18 protein-coding genes, 1 tRNA gene and 1 riboswitch are annotated in these 16,890 nt (G+C 60.1%); of the genes, 12 read left to right on the top strand and 7 right to left on the bottom strand.

Going from position 1 to position 16,890, the window contains the following annotated elements:
- Positions 1–39: 39 nt before the first annotated feature.
- The 4 genes from IGW03_RS22815 to glyA form a co-directional block, all read right to left on the bottom strand.
- Positions 40–1,014, bottom strand: coding sequence for a PilW family protein (locus tag IGW03_RS22815; RefSeq protein WP_228535961.1), 975 nt, complete (start codon positions 1,012–1,014; stop codon positions 40–42).
- Complete coding sequence (gene pilV, locus IGW03_RS22820; protein ID WP_323745013.1) at positions 1,011–1,724, bottom strand: type IV pilus modification protein PilV; 714 nt, start codon at positions 1,722–1,724, stop codon at positions 1,011–1,013. Before pilV ends, IGW03_RS22815 begins: the two co-directional genes overlap by 4 nt.
- 164 nt (positions 1,725–1,888) lie before the next feature.
- Entirely contained in the window at positions 1,889–2,353 is a 465-nt protein-coding gene (gene nrdR, locus IGW03_RS22825) for a transcriptional regulator NrdR (RefSeq protein ID WP_194724836.1), read from the bottom strand.
- Between the two features lie 203 nt (positions 2,354–2,556).
- Positions 2,557–3,801, bottom strand: coding sequence for a serine hydroxymethyltransferase (gene glyA / locus IGW03_RS22830; RefSeq protein WP_194724837.1), 1,245 nt, complete (start codon positions 3,799–3,801; stop codon positions 2,557–2,559).
- A gap of 94 nt (positions 3,802–3,895) precedes the next feature.
- A riboswitch (ZMP/ZTP riboswitch) is annotated at positions 3,896–4,015 on the bottom strand.
- 151 nt (positions 4,016–4,166) lie between these two features.
- On the opposite strand from glyA, the gene IGW03_RS22835 reads away from it, so the two are divergent.
- From IGW03_RS22835 to IGW03_RS22880, 10 genes are all read left to right on the top strand, one after another.
- The gene (locus IGW03_RS22835; protein WP_194724838.1) at positions 4,167–4,913 is read left to right on the top strand and encodes an SDR family NAD(P)-dependent oxidoreductase; all 747 of its coding nucleotides are present in this window, start codon (positions 4,167–4,169) and stop codon (positions 4,911–4,913) included.
- A gap of 58 nt (positions 4,914–4,971) precedes the next feature.
- Positions 4,972–5,388: a tol-pal system-associated acyl-CoA thioesterase gene (ybgC, locus tag IGW03_RS22840; RefSeq protein WP_194724839.1), complete on the top strand. Its 417-nt coding sequence runs from the start codon at positions 4,972–4,974 to the stop codon at positions 5,386–5,388.
- An 85-nt stretch (positions 5,389–5,473) separates the two neighbouring features.
- Entirely contained in the window at positions 5,474–6,175 is a 702-nt protein-coding gene (gene tolQ, locus IGW03_RS22845; protein ID WP_194724840.1) for a protein TolQ, read from the top strand.
- Complete coding sequence (locus IGW03_RS22850) at positions 6,175–6,615, top strand: ExbD/TolR family protein (RefSeq protein ID WP_194724841.1); 441 nt, start codon at positions 6,175–6,177, stop codon at positions 6,613–6,615. The genes tolQ and IGW03_RS22850 overlap by 1 nt, the downstream gene beginning before the upstream one ends.
- A gap of 5 nt (positions 6,616–6,620) precedes the next feature.
- The gene (gene tolA / locus IGW03_RS22855) at positions 6,621–7,622 is read left to right on the top strand and encodes a cell envelope integrity protein TolA (protein WP_194724842.1); all 1,002 of its coding nucleotides are present in this window, start codon (positions 6,621–6,623) and stop codon (positions 7,620–7,622) included.
- Positions 7,623–7,628: 6 nt separating this feature from the next.
- A complete protein-coding gene (gene tolB, locus IGW03_RS22860) occupies positions 7,629–8,894 on the top strand; it encodes a Tol-Pal system beta propeller repeat protein TolB (protein WP_194724843.1) in 1,266 nt (421 codons plus the stop codon).
- 51 nt (positions 8,895–8,945) lie between these two features.
- Positions 8,946–9,473 (top strand): peptidoglycan-associated lipoprotein Pal, encoded by a 528-nt coding sequence (gene pal, locus IGW03_RS22865; protein WP_194724844.1) that lies wholly within the window; start codon positions 8,946–8,948, stop codon positions 9,471–9,473.
- 3 nt (positions 9,474–9,476) lie between these two features.
- The gene (gene ybgF / locus IGW03_RS22870; protein ID WP_194724845.1) at positions 9,477–10,226 is read left to right on the top strand and encodes a tol-pal system protein YbgF; all 750 of its coding nucleotides are present in this window, start codon (positions 9,477–9,479) and stop codon (positions 10,224–10,226) included.
- A 140-nt stretch (positions 10,227–10,366) separates the two neighbouring features.
- A tRNA-Lys gene (locus IGW03_RS22875) sits at positions 10,367–10,442 on the top strand.
- A 236-nt stretch (positions 10,443–10,678) separates the two neighbouring features.
- Positions 10,679–10,885: a heavy-metal-associated domain-containing protein gene (locus IGW03_RS22880; protein WP_194724846.1), complete on the top strand. Its 207-nt coding sequence runs from the start codon at positions 10,679–10,681 to the stop codon at positions 10,883–10,885.
- Here the strand turns inward: IGW03_RS22880 and IGW03_RS22885 are convergent.
- Positions 10,880–11,791 (bottom strand): SDR family oxidoreductase, encoded by a 912-nt coding sequence (locus IGW03_RS22885; protein WP_194724865.1) that lies wholly within the window; start codon positions 11,789–11,791, stop codon positions 10,880–10,882. The genes IGW03_RS22880 and IGW03_RS22885 overlap by 6 nt on opposite strands.
- A gap of 12 nt (positions 11,792–11,803) precedes the next feature.
- Here IGW03_RS22885 and IGW03_RS22890 point away from each other — a divergent pair, with 12 nt between their 5' ends.
- Complete coding sequence (locus tag IGW03_RS22890; protein ID WP_194724847.1) at positions 11,804–12,847, top strand: CDP-6-deoxy-delta-3,4-glucoseen reductase; 1,044 nt, start codon at positions 11,804–11,806, stop codon at positions 12,845–12,847.
- Positions 12,848–13,057: 210 nt separating this feature from the next.
- A complete protein-coding gene (locus IGW03_RS22895; RefSeq protein ID WP_194724848.1) occupies positions 13,058–14,260 on the top strand; it encodes an acetylornithine transaminase in 1,203 nt (400 codons plus the stop codon).
- Positions 14,261–14,377: 117 nt separating this feature from the next.
- Here IGW03_RS22895 and lpdA read toward each other — a convergent pair whose 3' ends face one another.
- Together lpdA and IGW03_RS22905 are read right to left on the bottom strand one after the other, a co-directional pair.
- Complete coding sequence (gene lpdA / locus IGW03_RS22900) at positions 14,378–16,231, bottom strand: dihydrolipoyl dehydrogenase (protein ID WP_194724849.1); 1,854 nt, start codon at positions 16,229–16,231, stop codon at positions 14,378–14,380.
- 58 nt (positions 16,232–16,289) lie between these two features.
- Positions 16,290–16,859, bottom strand: coding sequence for an Ntn hydrolase family protein (locus IGW03_RS22905; RefSeq protein WP_194724850.1), 570 nt, complete (start codon positions 16,857–16,859; stop codon positions 16,290–16,292).
- Between the last annotated feature and the right edge of the window lie 31 nt (positions 16,860–16,890).

The following is a 16,890-nucleotide window of genomic DNA, read 5'->3' on the forward strand; positions in this document are numbered from 1 at the left end:
GCTGATGGGCAAATGCAGGGAGTCGCTTGCTACCGTTCATCAATCGGCTCCGTCCGCCGCATTGCGCAATTGGATCGTTGTTGAAAAGACCTTCCGCAAGCGGTTTCGCGTCGATGCAGGAAGGTCTTCCTTGCTCAAGCGGACTCCCTGATCACCGGCGCCGTGCTGTTCCGAATACTCCTTGCCGAACAAGTCATATACGTCAGATGCCGCATTACCGCCAGGATCTGCATTGGCGCTGCCGCGGACAAGAAGCGCCACATTGACTGCGACCACTTTCTTCCAGTGTGTCTTGGCATTGCGGACAGCGGACTCTCCGGCGCCAACAGCGGCATCATCGAGCGCATTGATTGCCGCCGCATTGAGCAAGCGGTTGGATATGCCGTCATTGTCCGTATCCAGGCCGTACAGCACATGAAATGCCTCGATGCCGCGCGCGATGGCGTCCGAACTCCAGCCGTCATCCCCGGAATATTTGCAGTACAGCTGCGGCTCGCCGGTTCCATCCGTGGCCACATAAAAAATACTGGAGCCGCGCTGACCGCCAGCAACCGGAAAGCCGGCGCAATTGAGCATCGTTCCATCCGCCGCACCGAAGAACTGAACGGATAACGTGTCGCTTCCATTGACCGATTGCGTCTGCGGCGACGTCATGCCCGTGGTACTGGCCTTCAGGCTGCGTGCATCCAGGCCCTCGATGCTTGGGCTCATGCCAGGCTTGACGACAGCCGGCGACTCGTTGCGATCCCAATCCACATAGGCGGCCTGCCTTAAGCTTCTGGCGATGATTTCCAGCGCAAAGCGGCCGGTATCATCAATATGCGTTGCGTCGTCGCCGGCCGTGTAGGCGTTCTTGGATGACAGGAATGCCGATGTCGCGGCGATGACGATCAGCAGGCCAAGCGTCAGCGAAATCATCAGCTCGATCAGCGTCAGTCCCTTCTGGCCTGCACTGCCGGGATAGCCATGCAGCGGCCCTGGTCGCCATGTGCGCGATGAAGATCCTGCACTCATGGCACGTAAGGCTCCACGACGAAGGCAACGCTCGGCGGAAACTGTTTCGCGTCGTCCCGGATCAGGCTGCCGTCCGCATGCTTGCCCTGCCAGCCGATTTTGATTACCAGTGAAGAATTGCCGGCGCCCCCGCTGCAATCCCATCTGAATGACTGCGCCGCCGAATTCCACGGTTCGGCATCCCGGCAAACAAGCGCTCTCGCATTCGGCAAGGCAGCGGCCAGCCTGCGCTGCCATTGGTGGATATCGAACTGCGCCAGTTCCTGGCTGTTGCATGCATCCGTGTAGCAGAACTTGGACGGCGCGGCCACCGACTCGGGATTGCCCTGAAAATCGATATTGAGGTAGGGACTATCGGCATTGCCCTGTTTCATGCTTGTGCTGTTTGCGCGCATCTTGTCGGCGAGTTCGCCGGCGAGTTGCACTGCTGCCGACTGGAACGCCGACTGGGTGCTCGAACGCATTGCCGTAAGCTGCATACCGCCTGCTCCAATGACGCCAATTGCAAGAACGAGTACGGCGACCAGCACCTCGACCAGGGAAAAGCCTGTAGAGCAGCCAGGAAGTCTGCGCAAGGCGGCGGAAAGAGGAAATGTCCGACGGAGGCCAAGTCGAATTGCCGAGCCATGCATCGCAATCGGGCGAAGCGACGCGGTCGGGACATGAACCAGGCCGCGCCGTCCCGTTATCGATGACGCACACGACAACATACCCACCTCCACTTGCTGAATTTATCAAACTAGCAACATTATATATTTGTAAGTTGAAATAAATGCAACAATTTCTACAGGAAATGTTGTGTGCGAACCGCACGAGAAATCAGTGCCAGACCGGTCAATGTCTGATTGACTGCGGCGGGGTACTGCAGACGATCTCAGGGAGATTTGCGTTCGGGACCGACTTCGGCGATGGCGTCCTGGAATTCGGCGACGTCTTCGAAGCTCTTGTAGACGGATGCGAAGCGGATATAGGCAATCTTGTCCAGGCGCTTGAGTTCCCGCATCACGAGTTCGCCGATATGGCCGCTGAGCACTTCGCGAGCACCGCTGGACAACAATTTTTCTTCGATGCGATGGATGGCTTCGTCGACCGCTTCCGCGGAGACGGGGCGCTTGCGCAATGCAAGCATGAGGCTGGCGCGCAGTTTTGCAGGGTCGAAATCGGTGCGGCTGCCGTTCTTCTTGACGATCACCGGCATGAGCAATTCGATGCGTTCAAAGGTGGTGAAACGCTTGTCGCAGTGCGCGCAGCGGCGCCGGCGGCGGATCGCATCGCCCTCTTCCAGCGCACGCGTGTCGATAACCTGTGTATCTTCGTGGTGGCAGAAAGGGCATTTCATAGCATTAGGGGCTACAAGTCCGGGAAGGGTGAACGTTCGTTGACATGATTGCCAGTATCGCACAGATCAATCGGAAAAATGAAGATCCGCGGATCGGCTGATGGACTGGGCTGCATGCATGAACAGCCGGCGGAAACTCCGACCGGCTGTTCATGAGGAGACCGAAGCACGGCAGCCGGATTTTCCGGCGCCGTCGGGGTGAATCAGCCGTAGACAGGGAATGCGCCGGTCAATTTCTTGACTTCCGCCTTGACGCGCTCGATGGTGGCCGCGTCATGCGGATTGTCGAGTACGTCGGCGATCAGGTGACCGACCTTGACGGCCTCCTCTTCCTTGAAACCGCGTGTCGTCATTGCCGGGCTGCCGAGGCGGATGCCCGAAGTGACGAACGGCTTTTCCGGATCGTTCGGAATGGCGTTCTTGTTGCAGGTCATGTGGGCGGAGCCGAGAATGGCTTCGGCTTCCTTGCCGGTGATCTTCTTCGCGCGAAGGTCGACCAGCATCACGTGCGACTCGGTGCGTCCGGAAACGATGCGCAGGCCGCGCTCGATCAGCGTTCTGGCCAGCGCGTCCGCGTTCTTCACGACCTGCTGCTGATAGGCCTTGAATTCGGGCGACAGCGCTTCCTTGAATGCGACCGCCTTGCCGGCGATGACATGCATCAGCGGACCGCCCTGAATGCCCGGGAAGATCGCGGAATTGATGGCCTTTTCATGCTCGGCCTTCATCAGGATCACGCCGCCGCGCGGACCGCGCAGCGACTTGTGCGTGGTCGATGTGACGAAATCGGCATGCGGCACGGGATTGGGATAGACGCCTGCGGCGATCAGACCGGCGTAGTGCGCCATGTCGACCATGAAATAGGCGCCGACTTCCTTGGCGATCTTCGCGAAACGCTCGAAATCGATGCGCAGCGCATAAGCCGAAGCGCCGGCGATGATCATCTTCGGGCGCTTTTCGCGAGCAAGGCGCTCCATGGCGTCATAGTCGATCTCTTCCTTCTCGTTGAGACCGTAGGACACCACGTTGAACCATTTGCCGGACATGTTCAGCGCCATGCCGTGCGTCAGGTGACCGCCTTCCGCCAGCGACATGCCCATGATGGTGTCGCCCGGCTTGAGCATCGCGAAGAAGACGCCCTGATTGGCCTGCGAGCCGGAGTTGGGCTGGACGTTGGCCGCTTCCGCGCCGAACAGTTCCTTCAGGCGGTTGATGGCCAGGGTTTCGGCGATATCCACGAATTCGCAGCCGCCGTAGTAGCGCTTGCCCGGATAGCCTTCGGCGTACTTGTTGGTCAGCTGGGAGCCTTGCGCTTCCATGACGGCCGGCGACGTATAGTTCTCGGACGCGATCAGTTCGATGTGATCCTGCTGACGCGTGTTTTCCTGCTGGATGGCGCTCCAGAGCTCGGGATCGACATTAGCGATGGTATGGTCTTTTGTGAACATGAAAACTCCAATCGATTAGGGATGCAAAGTGGGTTTGCCGAAATCGAATGAGGGCCAATGGACATGGACAGGCAGCCTCAGTCGTGCATTCCATTTGGGCTGCCCAGGCGAACGGCGTGAGAGCGCGTGGCGGCTCTCGTATCCCACGTTCCCCGGTGGATGTCCACCTTGTCGCCGGACTGGAATCCGGCATTCGCCAGTTACGTGGGACGAAATGGACCTCGATTGTAAGATAGGACAAACAATTGAGCAAGGAGCCGTTTGCCTCCTGCGGGCAGGGCCGGAGCGAGCGCATTTCTAATCGAGGGCCCGCCTTTCGGCTACAATTTTGCCCAATTTAAACTCATGTACGAAAGGAAATCGCAATGATCGTCCTGGTTACTGGTGCAAGTTCCGGCTTTGGCGAAGAAATAGCGCGCAAGTTTGTACAGAATGGCCACAAGGTCATCGCGACCGGCCGCCGAAAGGAAAGGCTGGAGAACCTCGCAGCCGAATTGGGCGCCGCTCTCCTCCCGGTTGAAATGGATGTCCGCGACAAGGCTTCGATCGCGGGCGCGCTTGCAGGCCTGCCGGCGGACTGGAGCGAGATCGATGTATTGATCAACAATGCCGGCCTGGCGCTGGGCATCGAGCCTGCGCACAAGGCGTCGCTGGAAGAGTGGGAAACGATGATCGACACCAATTGCAAGGGCCTGGTGGCGATGACCCATGCCGTCCTGCCGGCCATGGTGGCGCGCGGACGCGGCACGGTGATCAACATCGGTTCCACCGCCGGCGCCTACCCTTACCCGGGAGGCAATGTCTACGGCGCGACCAAGGCTTTTGTTGATCAGTTCACGCTGAACCTGCGGGCCGACCTGGTCGGCACCGGCGTCCGGGCGACGAATATCGCGCCGGGTCTGTGCGGCGGTACCGAGTTTTCGAATGTCCGGTTGAAGGACGATGCGGCTGCGGCCAAGGTCTATGAAGGTACCGTGCCGCTGACGGCGCGCGACATCGCCGAGTCCGCCTACTGGATCGCCACCCTGCCTCCGCATGTCAACATCAACTATATCGAGATGATGCCGACCTGCCAGGGTTTCTCGCCTTTCAACATCAAGCGCAACACCTAGGAAGGGAGCGGCTTTCGATGCCAGGCATGATCAGGCTGTTCGGAGCCGCCCGCATATCATGAACAAGGAATTTTGCTGGAACGTGCGCGTTTATTACGAGGATACGGATACCGGGGGCGTGGTCTTTTATGCCAACTATCTGAAGTTCTTCGAGCGCGCCCGCACGGAATGGCTGCGCGCGCACGGGATCGGACAGCAATTGTTGGCAGAAACGCATCGCGCCATGTTTGTCGTCAGAAGCACGTCCGTGGATTATCATGCTCCCGCGAAATTAGATGATGAACTGAAACTTACCGTCGTTGTCCAAAAGCTCGGTCGCGCCTCGGTGGAGTTTTTTCAGGAAGCTTGGCGCGTACGGGGAGCAGAAAAAACCTTGCTGACTAGCGGAAGCATCCGTGTCGGCTGCGTCCATACTGAAACCTTCCGCCCACATCCGATACCGGACGAAGTATTAGACCGCATCAGAGCGGCATAGCTTGAATTTCCTGCAGAACGCCGTGCCCCTGCGCGATCGGGGATCGGCGGTATGCGGCCACTACCTGCATTTACATTAATAAAACATGAGCGTCACACACGATCTTTCGTTTATCTCGCTGATCAGCAATGCCTCGCTGCTTGTGCAATTGGTCATGGCTCTGCTCCTGCTGGTTTCCATCATGAGCTGGTCTTATATTTTCCGCAAGATGTTCGCCATCCGCAGCGCGCAGACGCAGACCGAGGAATTCGAGCGCGCCTTCTGGTCGGGCGGCAACCTGAATGCCCTCTACGAGGAAGCTACGTCCAATCGCCGCCGCAGCGGCAACCATACCGGCGCGCTCGAGCGGATTTTCGAATCGGGAATGGGCGAATTCATCAAGGTCAAGGCTGCGTTCGCCAACAAGGGACAGGTCGATCCCAACGCCACGATCGACGGCGCGCGCCGCGCCATGCGTGCGGCCTATCAGCGTGAAATGGATGCACTGGAATCACATCTTGCCTTTCTTGCCTCGGTCGGCTCGGTGTCGCCTTACGTCGGCCTGTTCGGCACCGTCTGGGGCATCATGAATGCGTTCCGCGGCCTGGCCAATGTCCAGCAGGCGACGCTGGCATCAGTCGCGCCCGGCATCGCCGAAGCGCTGATTGCAACCGCAATCGGCCTTTTTGCGGCCATCCCGGCGGTGGTTGCGTACAATCGCTATTCGCATGACATCGACCGTCTCGCGATCCGCTTCGAGAGCTTCATCGAAGAATTCTCCAATATCTTGCAACGTCAGGTCCGCTAATGGCAGGCAACAGTTCGATGCGCGGCGGCCGGAGCCGCAAATTCAAGTCCGAGATCAATGTCGTTCCGTACATCGACGTGATGCTGGTCCTGCTGATCATCTTCATGGTGGCGGCGCCGTTGACCAATCCCGGCGTGATCAACCTGCCGACAGCAGCCAAATCTGCGCTGCCGCCGACGGAGTACATCCAGATTTCGCTCAAGCCCGATACCAGCGCCACCATCGGCGTCAACGGCAAGAAGAGCGGCGGCAGCGAAGCCGAAAAAGTCGGCGGCCGCAGCGCACTGCTGCAGAAGCTGCGCGCATTGCATGAGGCGGATCCGGAACTGCCGGTCATGATTTCGGCCGACAAGGAAATCAAGTACGACGAAGTCATCCAGGTCATCTCCGAAGCCAAAAAGCTCGGCATCAACCGCGTGGGGCTGGCGACAAAGCAATGAGTGCAATGAACGACTCGACTCCCTACACCGTTCCGAAAGAGCCGGGGCGCTGGCGCGGCCTGGCACTTGCGGCGCTGGTGCATCTTGCGCTGCTAGCCTTTCTCTGGATCGGCATACGCTGGCAAAGCGAGACGCCGACGACCATCGAGGCCGAGGTGTGGAGCCCGCAGCCGCGCGAAGCCGCGCCCCAGCCGGAGCCGGTAAAGACCGAAGAGGCAAAACCGGAGCCCAAGCCTGAACCCAAACCCGAACCGCCACCGGTTGTCAGGGAAGTACCGAAACCCAAGGTCGAGGAGCCGCCCGTCGCCAAGCCCGATATCGCGCTCGAGCAGGAGAAGAAGCGCAAGGCGGAAGAGAAGCGTCGCCAGGAACAGGAAGAAAAAGAAAAACTCGTGAAAGAGAAGAAGCGCCGCGAGGAGGAAGAGAAGGAAAAGCTGGCCAAGGAAAAGGAACGCCGCGAAGCCGAAGAAAAACAGGCCAAGGAAAAGAAGCGCCTGGAAGATGAAAAGCTTGCAAAGTTGAAACAGCAGGAAGAAGCGAAGAAGCTCGAAAAAGAAAAGGCCGAGAAGGACAAGGCCGACAAGGCGAAGAAGGAAGCCGCCGAGAAGAAGCGCAAGCAGGAAGAAGAGGCCGAAGCCAAGCTGCTGGCCAAGATCCGCGACGAAGACATGCGCCGAATCACGGGCGCCGGCGGCACCGGCGATGCGCCGAAAGCCCAGGGCGGACGCGCGGACGGCGCCTACAGTCAACGCATTGCGGCAAAGATCCGTTCCAATATTGCATTCATCGTCCCGGAAGGCCTGTCGGGCAACCCGCCGGTAGAATACGAAGTGCGCCTGTTGCCTGACGGCTCGATTGCGGGCCTGCGCAAGCTGCGCTCCTCCGGCGTGCCCGGATTCGACGAGGCCGTGGCGCGTGCGATCGAGCGTTCGCAACCCTATCCGAAAGACAGCTCGGGCAGCGTACCGTCCAGCTTCCTTGGCATTCACAAACCGAAAGATCAGTAAGCGACCATGATAAAAAATCTTTTCTCGCGCACGTTCGTCATACTCACCTTCGGCTTCACCGCGACGCTGTCACAGGCACAGCTGCGCGTCGAAACCTCGGGCGTGGGTGCGACCCAGATTCCCGTCGCCATTGCGGGATTTGCCGACGAAACCATTGCGCCCCAGCAGATCACCGCCATCATCAAGGCCGACCTCGCGCGCAGCGGTTACTTCAAGATCATCGATACCGGCAACGCCATGTCGGAAACCGTGCCCGTGAACTACGGCGAATGGAAGGCCAAGGGCGCCGATGCCCTCGTTGTCGGCAGCGTCCAGCGCCTGGCCGACGGCCGCTACGATGTGCGCTACCGGCTGCTCGATACGGTCAAGTCGGCAAGCCTGTCCGGCTTCGGCCAAGTCGCGGGGCCGGACCGCCTGCGGGTCGCAGGCCACAAGATCGCGGATGACATTTACGAGAAGCTGATCGGGGTGAAAGGCGCCTTCTCGACCCGCATCGCCTACGTGACCAAGGTCGGCAACGAGTATCGCCTCGAGGTGGCCGACGCCGATGGCGAAGGCACGCAGGCGGCGCTGCGCTCGAACGAGCCGATCATCTCCCCCGCCTGGTCGCCCGACGGCACCAAGGTTGCCTACGTTTCCTTCGAAGCGAAGAAGCCCGTCGTTTATGTGCAGGACCTGACCACGCGCCAGCGTACCGTCGTTGCGAACCACCGCGGCAGCAATTCCGCGCCCTCGTGGTCGCCCGACGGATCGAAGCTGGCGCTGGCACTGTCGCGCAGCGGCTACACTCAGATCTACGTCGTCAATGCCGACGGCAGCAATCTGCGCCAGCTGACCAATTCGAACGGCATCGAGACCGAGCCGCAATTCTCGGCTGACGGGCAAGCCATCTACTTCACCAGCGACCGCAGCGGCGGCCCGCAGATCTACCGGATGAGCGCCAACGGCGGCGAAGCGCAGCGCGTGACCTTCAACGGCAGCTACAACATCAGCCCGCGCATTGCGCCCGACGGCAAGACGCTCGCCTATATCTCGCGCCGCGAGGGCCGTTTCCAGCTGTATGCACTCGATCTTGCAAGCGGCCAGGAACTGCGCCTGTCGGACAGCACCAAGGATGAATCCCCCAGCTTCTCTCCGAACGGCAAGTACATCATGTATGCGACCGGTCGGGGTTCGCTGTCGGTCGTGTCGGTCGACGGCCGCGTCCGGCAACGTCTGGTAACACAAGCAGGCGACATCAGGGAGCCTACCTGGGGCCCGTTCATGAAATAATATAGGTTTAAGGCAACACCCACTCAGGACACTCACTCAGGAGAAATTTGAATGCGCAACACCACTTCTTTAGCCCTTATCATCGCGAGCGCACTGGCTCTGACGGCTTGCGGCTCCAACGTCAAGCTGGATGACAAGGCCAAAGTCGAAGAACGCACCGGCACGACCGCCCCCGCAACTGCCGATGCACGCACCATCGCGCCGGTCACCACCGGCTCGACCGATCCGCTGAACGATCCGAAGGGCATTCTCGCCAAGCGCAGCGTGTACTTCGACTATGACAGCTATACCGTCAAGGATGAATTCAAGCCGGTCGTGGAAGCCCACGCGAAGTATTTGGCAGCGAACAAGGGCCGCCGCATCATCATCCAGGGCAATACCGACGATCGCGGCGGACGTGAGTACAATCTGGCACTTGGACAGAAACGCGCCGAGGCCGTGCGCCGTGCGCTGAGCCTACTGGGCGTGTCCGATGCGCAGATGGAAGCCGTTTCTCTCGGCAAGGAAAAACCGAAGGCGACAGGCAGCGACGAAGCCGCATGGGCCGAGAACCGCCGCGCCGATCTCGTTTACCAGTAATCCATGAAAAACCTCATTCGATCCACACTTGCTGCGGCCGCGATGGCCGCCTTCACGCTGACGCCGATGCAGGCCACGGCTGCGCTGTTCGAAGATGAAGAAGCCCGCCGGGCCATTCTCGACATCCGCAGTCGCCTGGCCAACATGCAGAGTGAAATCAATGCAAAGGCTGACAAGACGAACAGTCTCGATCTGAACAACCAGAACGAACAGCTCAAGCAGGAGATTTCGCGCTTGCGCGGGCAGATCGAGATACTGACCAATGAACTGGCCAATGCCCAGAAGCGGCAGAAGGACTTCTACGTCGATCTCGACAACCGCATCCGCAAGCTCGAACCGCAGCAGGTAACGGTCGATGGCAAGGAAGCCATGGTTGAGCAGGGAGAGCAGCGCGCCTACGACGCTGCCCTCGCCGCATTCAAGTCAGGCGACTACAAGAGCGCGGGCGCATCGTTCTATGAATTCACCCGCCGCTATCCGCAGTCCGCACTGGCGCCGTCCGCGCAGTACTGGCTTGGCAACACCTATTATGCGCAGCGCGATTATCGCAATGCCATCTCTGCGCAGCAGGTCGTGGTCAAGAATTATCCGGACAGCCCCAAGGCTGCGGATGCCTTGCTCAATATTGCAAGCTGCCACATGGAACTCAAGGACAGGGCTGCGGCCAAGAAGAGCCTGGAAACATTGGTGGCGCAATATCCTGATTCCCCATCGGCGCAAACTGCCCGCGAAAGGCTGGTTGCGCTCAAGTGATTCATGTCAATGCGATCGCAATCCGGCAAGGATTGCATCGCATTGGCCTGCAGAAGAAGCGTCGCAGGCAGTCATTGAAGGAAATCTGCATGTGATTCATTGACAGCCTGCATAATCACTCCTTATAATCTTGGTCTTTCGGGTCGTTAGCTCAGTTGGTAGAGCAGCGGACTTTTAATCCGTTGGTCGCAGGTTCGAGTCCCGCACGGCCTACCAGAATCAGAAGGGTCTAAGTGAAAACTTAGACCCTTTTCTGTTTTCCCTTTCCGGTTTTCCTGGCTGCATCTTCATGCGTCATGTCTCTGCCGGCATCTAATGGCGTGTGGCGCTCAATGCGTTGCCCCGCTGCTGCTCATGCACCGCAAGCGCGTGAACTTTCATCAATGCGCTTGACCTTACCACCGTGGGAAGTCCTATCGTGAGGACTCCAGTCAATCGAAGGAGTAATCACCATGTATGAATTGCAAGTCGAAGGGATGAGCTGCAACCACTGCATCAATGCAGTCACCAAGGCGGTACAGGAAGTTGATTCCGATGCGAAGGTCGATATCGTGCTCGCCGAGCAGAAAGTTTCCATCGCATCCAGCGCAGACCTGCAGCGTATCAAATCCGCTGTGGAAGAAGCCGGGTATCCGGTACTGAGAACAAGCGCTTCATGATGGATCGGGCGGCTGCCTCATCTGCTTCAATGCGTCATCGACGCAGGGGTAGCGCAGCCGCACACCGAGCTCCAGCTTGATGCGATCATTCCGCAACCGCCTCGACTCCGACATGAACGACAGCAGCATCGGAGAAACGGCGCGAGCCAGTTCGTCGCGCGGCAGGCGCGGCGCACGCGGCAGACCGAACGCATCCGCCACCGCATCGAAATATTCTCCCATCTTGAGTTCGGAATCATCGACCGCGTGATAGACGCGGCATGACTGCGCGCGAAACAGAGCCAGCGCCGCAATGCGCGCCAGATCATCCGCATGGATGTGATTGGTGTAGACGTCGTCCTCGTCCCGCAAAGCGGGCGTACCCTTGTTCAGGCGTTCGACGGGCAGCCGGTCCTGGGCATAGATGCCCGGAACGCGCAGGATGCCAAGCCGCGCACCGGATCTCCTCGCCCACTCTCGCAGCACCTGCTCCGCATCGATGCGCCTCTTTGCGCGCGCATTCCGCGGATCGACCGTGCGCGCCTCATCGATCCAGGCACCGCCGCAGTCTCCATAGACGCCGGTCGTGCTGATGTAAACGAGCGTGCCGCCGTGGGGTAAAATGGCGGTCAAATTGCGGGTGCGGCGGTCCTTCGGCCCTTCCGACGGCGGCGGCGCCAGGTGCACGACGTAATGCGCCAGGCCGGCAAGGCGGGCAACGGCAGCCGGCTGGTCGAGATCGGCCACGATGGGCACGGCGCCTGCGGCACGCAACTCTCCGCAACGCGATGCCTGGCTGGTCACCGCGAACACGCGGAACCGGTTGCGCACCAAGGGAAGCAGCCGCATTCCGACATCGCCGCATCCGAGGATCAGCAAGCGCGGACGACGCAGCTTGCAAGCAGATTTTATTTCATTGTTTTTCATCATCAGGATTGTATGACTTTCGATGTAACAGTACAGCCGAGCGGTCGGCAGTTCACATGCGAGGAAGGCGAAACTGTCCTCACGGCGGCGATCCGGGCTGGCATCGGCCTGCCCTACGGCTGCAAGAACGGTGCATGCGGCAGCTGCAAGGGCAAGCTGCTCGACGGCACGGTCACGCATCGCGCCCATCAGGAAAAGGCGCTGTCGGTCGCCGAGGAAGAAAAAGGCCTTGCCCTCTTCTGCTGCGCTACACCGCAGTCCAATATCGTGATCGAGGCACGCGAAGTGGCCGGCATCGGCGAGATCCCGATCAAGAAGCTGCCGACACGCGTGGCCAAGATCGACAAGGTGACCGACGATGTCGCCATCATCTCGCTGCAGCTTCCCGCCAACGAGCGCCTGCAATACAAGGCCGGCCAGTACATCGAATTCATGTTGAAGGACGGCAAGCGCCGCAGCTACAGCATGGCGAATGCTCCGCATCTCGACGAGCACCTGACCCTGCACATCCGCCACATGCGCGGCGGCGTGTTCACCGATCATGTGTTCAACACGATGAAGGAACGCGACATCCTGCGTTTCGAAGGACCGCTCGGCACCTTCTTCCTGCGCGAGGATTCGGAAAAGCCGATGGTGCTGCTGGCATCCGGCACCGGCTTTGCGCCGATCAAGGCCATCGTCGAACAGGCCATCCATAACCGGACCCTGCGGCAGATGGTGCTTTACTGGGGCGGCCGTCGCCCCAGCGACCTTTACATGCAGGCGCTGTGCGAGGAATGGGCCGCCACCTTGCCCAACTTCAAGTATGTGCCGGTCATTTCGAATGCGGAAGCGGAAGACGGCTGGACCGGCCGCACCGGCTTCGTCCACCAGGCCGTCATGCAGGACCTGCCCGACCTCTCCGGCTACCAGGTCTATGCCTGCGGCGCGCCGGTGATGGTGGATTCGGCCAAGCGGGACTTCGTGGCGCAGTGCAAGCTGCCGGAAGAAGAGTTCTATGCGGACGCATTCACATCCGAAGCCGATGGCGCGGATGCGGTGCTGACGCCGAAATAGTTTTTGACGGACCCGGAAAAAGGTCTTACCATTGACTTTATGAATATGACAGCCAACTTCCTGCGACGCCGTCCCTTGCTGCCCCAGCCAGGGAAACCGTGCGCGTAAGTGTTTGCTGCTCACTAAGCCACAGGTCCACCCTGTGGCTTTTTTTTTGATCCTCTTCCCTTTTTATTTCACGACTGCCATTTTTTCCCAGGAGCCAACGAGATGGAATTCAGCCAGTACGACGTCAATGCACTCATGCAAATCACCAATCGGCCAAACATCGTGTTTACGGAAGGCCGCGGCATGTGGCTGACGGACAATAACGGCAAGCGCTATCTCGACTATCTGCAGGGCTGGGCCGTCAACTGCCTCGGCCACTCGCCGCAATGCATCATTGATGCAATCACCGCGCAGGCCGGCAAGCTGCTCAATCCCTCGCCGGCCTTCTACAACGAGCCGTCCATCGTGCTGGCTTCCATGCTGACGAAACACTCGGCCTTCGACCGCGTCTTCTTCGCCAACAGCGGCGCCGAAGCCAATGAAGGCGCAATCAAGCTGGCCCGCAAATGGGGCAAGGTCAACAAGAATGCCGCCGGCGAGAACCGCTACGAAATCATCACCTTCAATCACGGCTTCCATGGCCGTACTCTCGCGACCATGTCGGCCAGCGGCAAGTCCGGCTGGGACACCATGTTCGCGCCTCAGGTGCCGGGCTTCCTGAAGGCCGAGCTCAACGATATCGCCAGCGTCGAAAAGCTGATTTCCGACAAGACCGTTGCCGTAATGCTGGAGCCGGTGCAGGGCGAGAGCGGCGTGATCCCCGCGACGCGCGAGTTCATGCAGGCGCTGCGGGCACTGACCAAGCAGCGCAACCTGCTGCTGATCGTCGATGAAGTGCAGGCCGGCATGGGCCGCACCGGCGAATTGTTCGCCTACCAGCTGTCGAACATCGAGCCCGACATCATGACGCTCGGCAAGGGCATCGGCGGCGGCGTGCCGCTGGCCGCACTGCTGGCGCGCGAGGAAGTCGCGGTCTTCGAACCGGGCGAGCAAGGCGGCACCTACAACGGCAATCCCGTGATGACTGCCGTCGGCATCGCGGTGCTCGAAGAACTGCTCAAGCCCGGTTTCCTGCAGTCGGTCAAGGACACGGGCGCCTACATGCGCGCGGAATTGCTGAAGCTGTGCGAAAAGCACGGTCTGGAAGGCGAGCGCGGCGAGGGTCTGCTGCGCGCGCTGAAGCTGGGCCGGGACATCGGACCGAAGATCGTGGAAATGGGGCGCGACATGGAGCCGGTCGGCTTGCTGCTGAATTCGCCGCGCCCTGACCTGCTGCGCTTCATGCCGTCGCTCAATGTCAGCAAGGAGGAAATCGACCAGATGATCTCGATGCTGTCGGACATCCTGACCAAGATCGGTGAATGATTCGTTGAGCCGATAAAAAAGGCGGTTGCTGTTGCAACCGCCTTTTTATTTCTGCCAATCCCGCCTCGGGCTGAACAGAGCAATAGCGCTCTATCGTCTTGGCGGCATCGGCAAAACTTACTTCTTGCGCGCCGGCGGCAAGTCCGTGCACACGCCTTCGAACACTTCGGCGGCCATGCCGATCGACTCGCCGAGCGTCGGATGCGGATGGATGGTCTTGCCGATATCGACCGCGTCCGCGCCCATTTCGATCGCCAGGGCGATCTCGCCGATCATGTCGCCCGCATGCGTGCCAACGATGCCGCCGCCGACAATGCGATGCGTCTCGGCATCGAACAGCAGCTTGGTAAAGCCTTCTTCTCGCGCATTGGCCACCGCGCGTCCGCTTGCGGCCCACGGGAACAGGCCCTTCTCCAGCTTGATGCCCTTGGCCTTGGCTTCATCTTCGGTAATGCCCACCCAGGCGACTTCGGGATCGGTGTAGGCGACCGACGGAATCACGCGCGCATCGAAATGCGACTTCTGCCCTGCCGCCGCTTCTGCAGCGACATGCGCTTCATGCACCGCCTTGTGCGCCAGCATCGGCTGGCCGACGATGTCGCCGATGGCGAAGATATGCGGCACGTTGGTGCGCATCTGCGAATCGACATTGATGAAGCCGCGGTCGGTCACCGCCACACCTGCCTTGTCGGCGGCAATCTTCTTGCCGTTCGGGCTGCGGCCTACCGCCACCAGCACCATGTCATAGAGCTGCGGTTCCGGTGCGGCGACCGACGGGTCCGCGCTTTCGAAAATAACCTTGATGCCTTCTGGGAGCGCTTCCACGCCGACCGTCTTGGTCTTGGTCATGACGCGGTCGAAGCGCTTTTCGTTGTACTTCTGCCAGACCTTGACCATGTCGCGGTCGGCACCCTGCATCAGGCCGTCCAGCATCTCGACCACGTCGATGCGCGCGCCGAGCGTTGAGTAGACAGTTGCCATTTCCAGGCCGATGATGCCGCCGCCGATGACCAGCATTTTCTTCGGCACCTGACGCAGTTCGAGCGCGCCGGTGGAATCGACGATGCGCGGGTCCTGCGGCACGAAAGGCAGGTTCACGACCGACGAGCCGGCGGCGATGATGGCCTGCTTGAACTGCACCGTCTTCTTGCTGCCGTCTGCAGCGGCCACTTCCAGATGATTGGCGCCGACGAACTGTCCCACGCCCTGCACGACATTGACCTTGCGGGCCTTCGCCATGCCGGCGAGACCGCCCGTCATCTTCTTGATGACCTTGTCCTTGTACTCGCGCAGCTTGTCGATGTCGATCTCTGGCTTGGCAAAGGTCACGCCGTGGGCCGCCATGGCGGCGGTTTCGTCAATGACCGCTGCCACATGCAGCAATGCCTTCGACGGGATGCAGCCGACGTTGAGGCAGACGCCGCCGAGCGTGGCAAAGCGCTCGACCAGCACCGTGTTCATGCCGAGGTCGGCGGCGCGGAAAGCCGCCGAATAGCCGCCGGGACCGGCGCCAAGCACCAGCATGTCGCACTGGACGTCGGCGGAACCGCTGAATGTCGCCGCAGCCGGTGCCGGTGCAGGCGCCGCAGAGGTGGCCGAGGAAGATGAGGAAGATGCCGAGCCAGCCGGTGTGGATGTGCCGTAACCGGCCGTCGCGTGTGCCGCTGCCTGGCCCGAAGCCGGAGCCTGGCTCGCTGCCGGGGCCGGCGCTCCCGCCCCTGCTCCCGCTTCCGCTTCCGCTTCGAGCATGAGAAGCAGCGATCCTTCCGACACCTTGTCGCCCACCTTGACCTTGAGTTCCTTGACCGTGCCGGCGTGGCTCGATGGAATCTCCATGCTGGCCTTGTCGGACTCGACCGTGATCAGCGACTGGTCTACCTTGATGGCGTCGCCGGCCTTGACCAGCAGTTCGATGACTTCCACTTCCTTGAAGTCGCCGATATCGGGGACCTTTACTTCGATCATGCTCATAGCTTTAGCTCCGTTGTCACGCTTCCCGGGCGGACGGCTCCGGGAAGGACATCATTTTTTAGTCTCTCATCGGGACGCTGTAGACGCGAAATGGTCCCGATGTGCTCTTGTCGAACTCTGCTCCCGCGTGCACGCCGATCTCGGCGATTTCCCGCGCGCTGGTTGCCTTGTCATACACCGCATACATCGCGCCGAGCGCGAAATTGCGGCCACTGCCTATGCCCCAGAAACGATCGAAGCTGAACACTTCCCGATAGGAGTAAACGCCGAAGATGCCGTGCGGGTTCGCGATCAGTGCGGTGATCTGCGAAGACTCGTAGGGATCGTCTTCATCCTCCTTGGTATTCAGGAAGTACTTCTCCTTCAATATTTCATGGACGCGGGAAAACGTCTCGAACACTTCATCGCGGCTGCCAAGCCTGCACTCGTCGCCCATGCCGGTCAGCAGCTTGCGCATGACCGGAAAATGAGCGGCGGTGCCGGCCAGCGTGACGTAGGAGTCGCCGACCGGGAAAATCTTTTCATTGACTTCATATGCATGCGACAGCCGCGTGTCACCGAAGGTGACGAGCGAATCGGATGCGATGGCAATCTGGTTGTTTTTCTTGACGACGACGCAAGTGGTCATTGTGAATCTCCATAAGCAAGGAATGAAGCGC

Source organism: Noviherbaspirillum malthae (assembly GCF_015352985.1).
In the GTDB taxonomy this organism is placed as follows: Bacteria; Pseudomonadota; Gammaproteobacteria; order Burkholderiales; family Burkholderiaceae_D; genus Noviherbaspirillum; species Noviherbaspirillum malthae.

What these genes read in the sequence shown, in the direction of transcription:
- IGW03_RS22880 (WP_194724846.1), top strand. Translation starts at nt 10,679, where the DNA reads ATGTATGAATTGCAAGTCGAAGGGATGAGCTGCAACCACTGCATCAAT.
- tolA (WP_194724842.1), top strand. Translation starts at nt 6,621, where the DNA reads ATGAACGACTCGACTCCCTACACCGTTCCGAAAGAGCCGGGGCGCTGG.
- IGW03_RS22835 (WP_194724838.1), top strand. Translation starts at nt 4,167, where the DNA reads ATGATCGTCCTGGTTACTGGTGCAAGTTCCGGCTTTGGCGAAGAAATA.
- ybgF (WP_194724845.1), top strand. Translation starts at nt 9,477, where the DNA reads ATGAAAAACCTCATTCGATCCACACTTGCTGCGGCCGCGATGGCCGCC.
- tolB (WP_194724843.1), top strand. Translation starts at nt 7,629, where the DNA reads ATGATAAAAAATCTTTTCTCGCGCACGTTCGTCATACTCACCTTCGGC.
- tolQ (WP_194724840.1), top strand. Translation starts at nt 5,474, where the DNA reads ATGAGCGTCACACACGATCTTTCGTTTATCTCGCTGATCAGCAATGCC.
- glyA (WP_194724837.1), bottom strand. Translation starts at nt 3,801, where the DNA reads ATGTTCACAAAAGACCATACCATCGCTAATGTCGATCCCGAGCTCTGG.
- IGW03_RS22815 (WP_228535961.1), bottom strand. Translation starts at nt 1,014, where the DNA reads ATGAGTGCAGGATCTTCATCGCGCACATGGCGACCAGGGCCGCTGCAT.
- IGW03_RS22905 (WP_194724850.1), bottom strand. Translation starts at nt 16,859, where the DNA reads ATGACCACTTGCGTCGTCGTCAAGAAAAACAACCAGATTGCCATCGCA.
- ybgC (WP_194724839.1), top strand. Translation starts at nt 4,972, where the DNA reads ATGAACAAGGAATTTTGCTGGAACGTGCGCGTTTATTACGAGGATACG.
- IGW03_RS22885 (WP_194724865.1), bottom strand. Translation starts at nt 11,791, where the DNA reads ATGAAAAACAATGAAATAAAATCTGCTTGCAAGCTGCGTCGTCCGCGC.
- lpdA (WP_194724849.1), bottom strand. Translation starts at nt 16,231, where the DNA reads ATGAGCATGATCGAAGTAAAGGTCCCCGATATCGGCGACTTCAAGGAA.
- IGW03_RS22890 (WP_194724847.1), top strand. Translation starts at nt 11,804, where the DNA reads ATGACTTTCGATGTAACAGTACAGCCGAGCGGTCGGCAGTTCACATGC.
- pal (WP_194724844.1), top strand. Translation starts at nt 8,946, where the DNA reads ATGCGCAACACCACTTCTTTAGCCCTTATCATCGCGAGCGCACTGGCT.
- IGW03_RS22895 (WP_194724848.1), top strand. Translation starts at nt 13,058, where the DNA reads ATGGAATTCAGCCAGTACGACGTCAATGCACTCATGCAAATCACCAAT.
- nrdR (WP_194724836.1), bottom strand. Translation starts at nt 2,353, where the DNA reads ATGAAATGCCCTTTCTGCCACCACGAAGATACACAGGTTATCGACACG.
- pilV (WP_323745013.1), bottom strand. Translation starts at nt 1,724, where the DNA reads ATGTTGTCGTGTGCGTCATCGATAACGGGACGGCGCGGCCTGGTTCAT.
- IGW03_RS22850 (WP_194724841.1), top strand. Translation starts at nt 6,175, where the DNA reads ATGGCAGGCAACAGTTCGATGCGCGGCGGCCGGAGCCGCAAATTCAAG.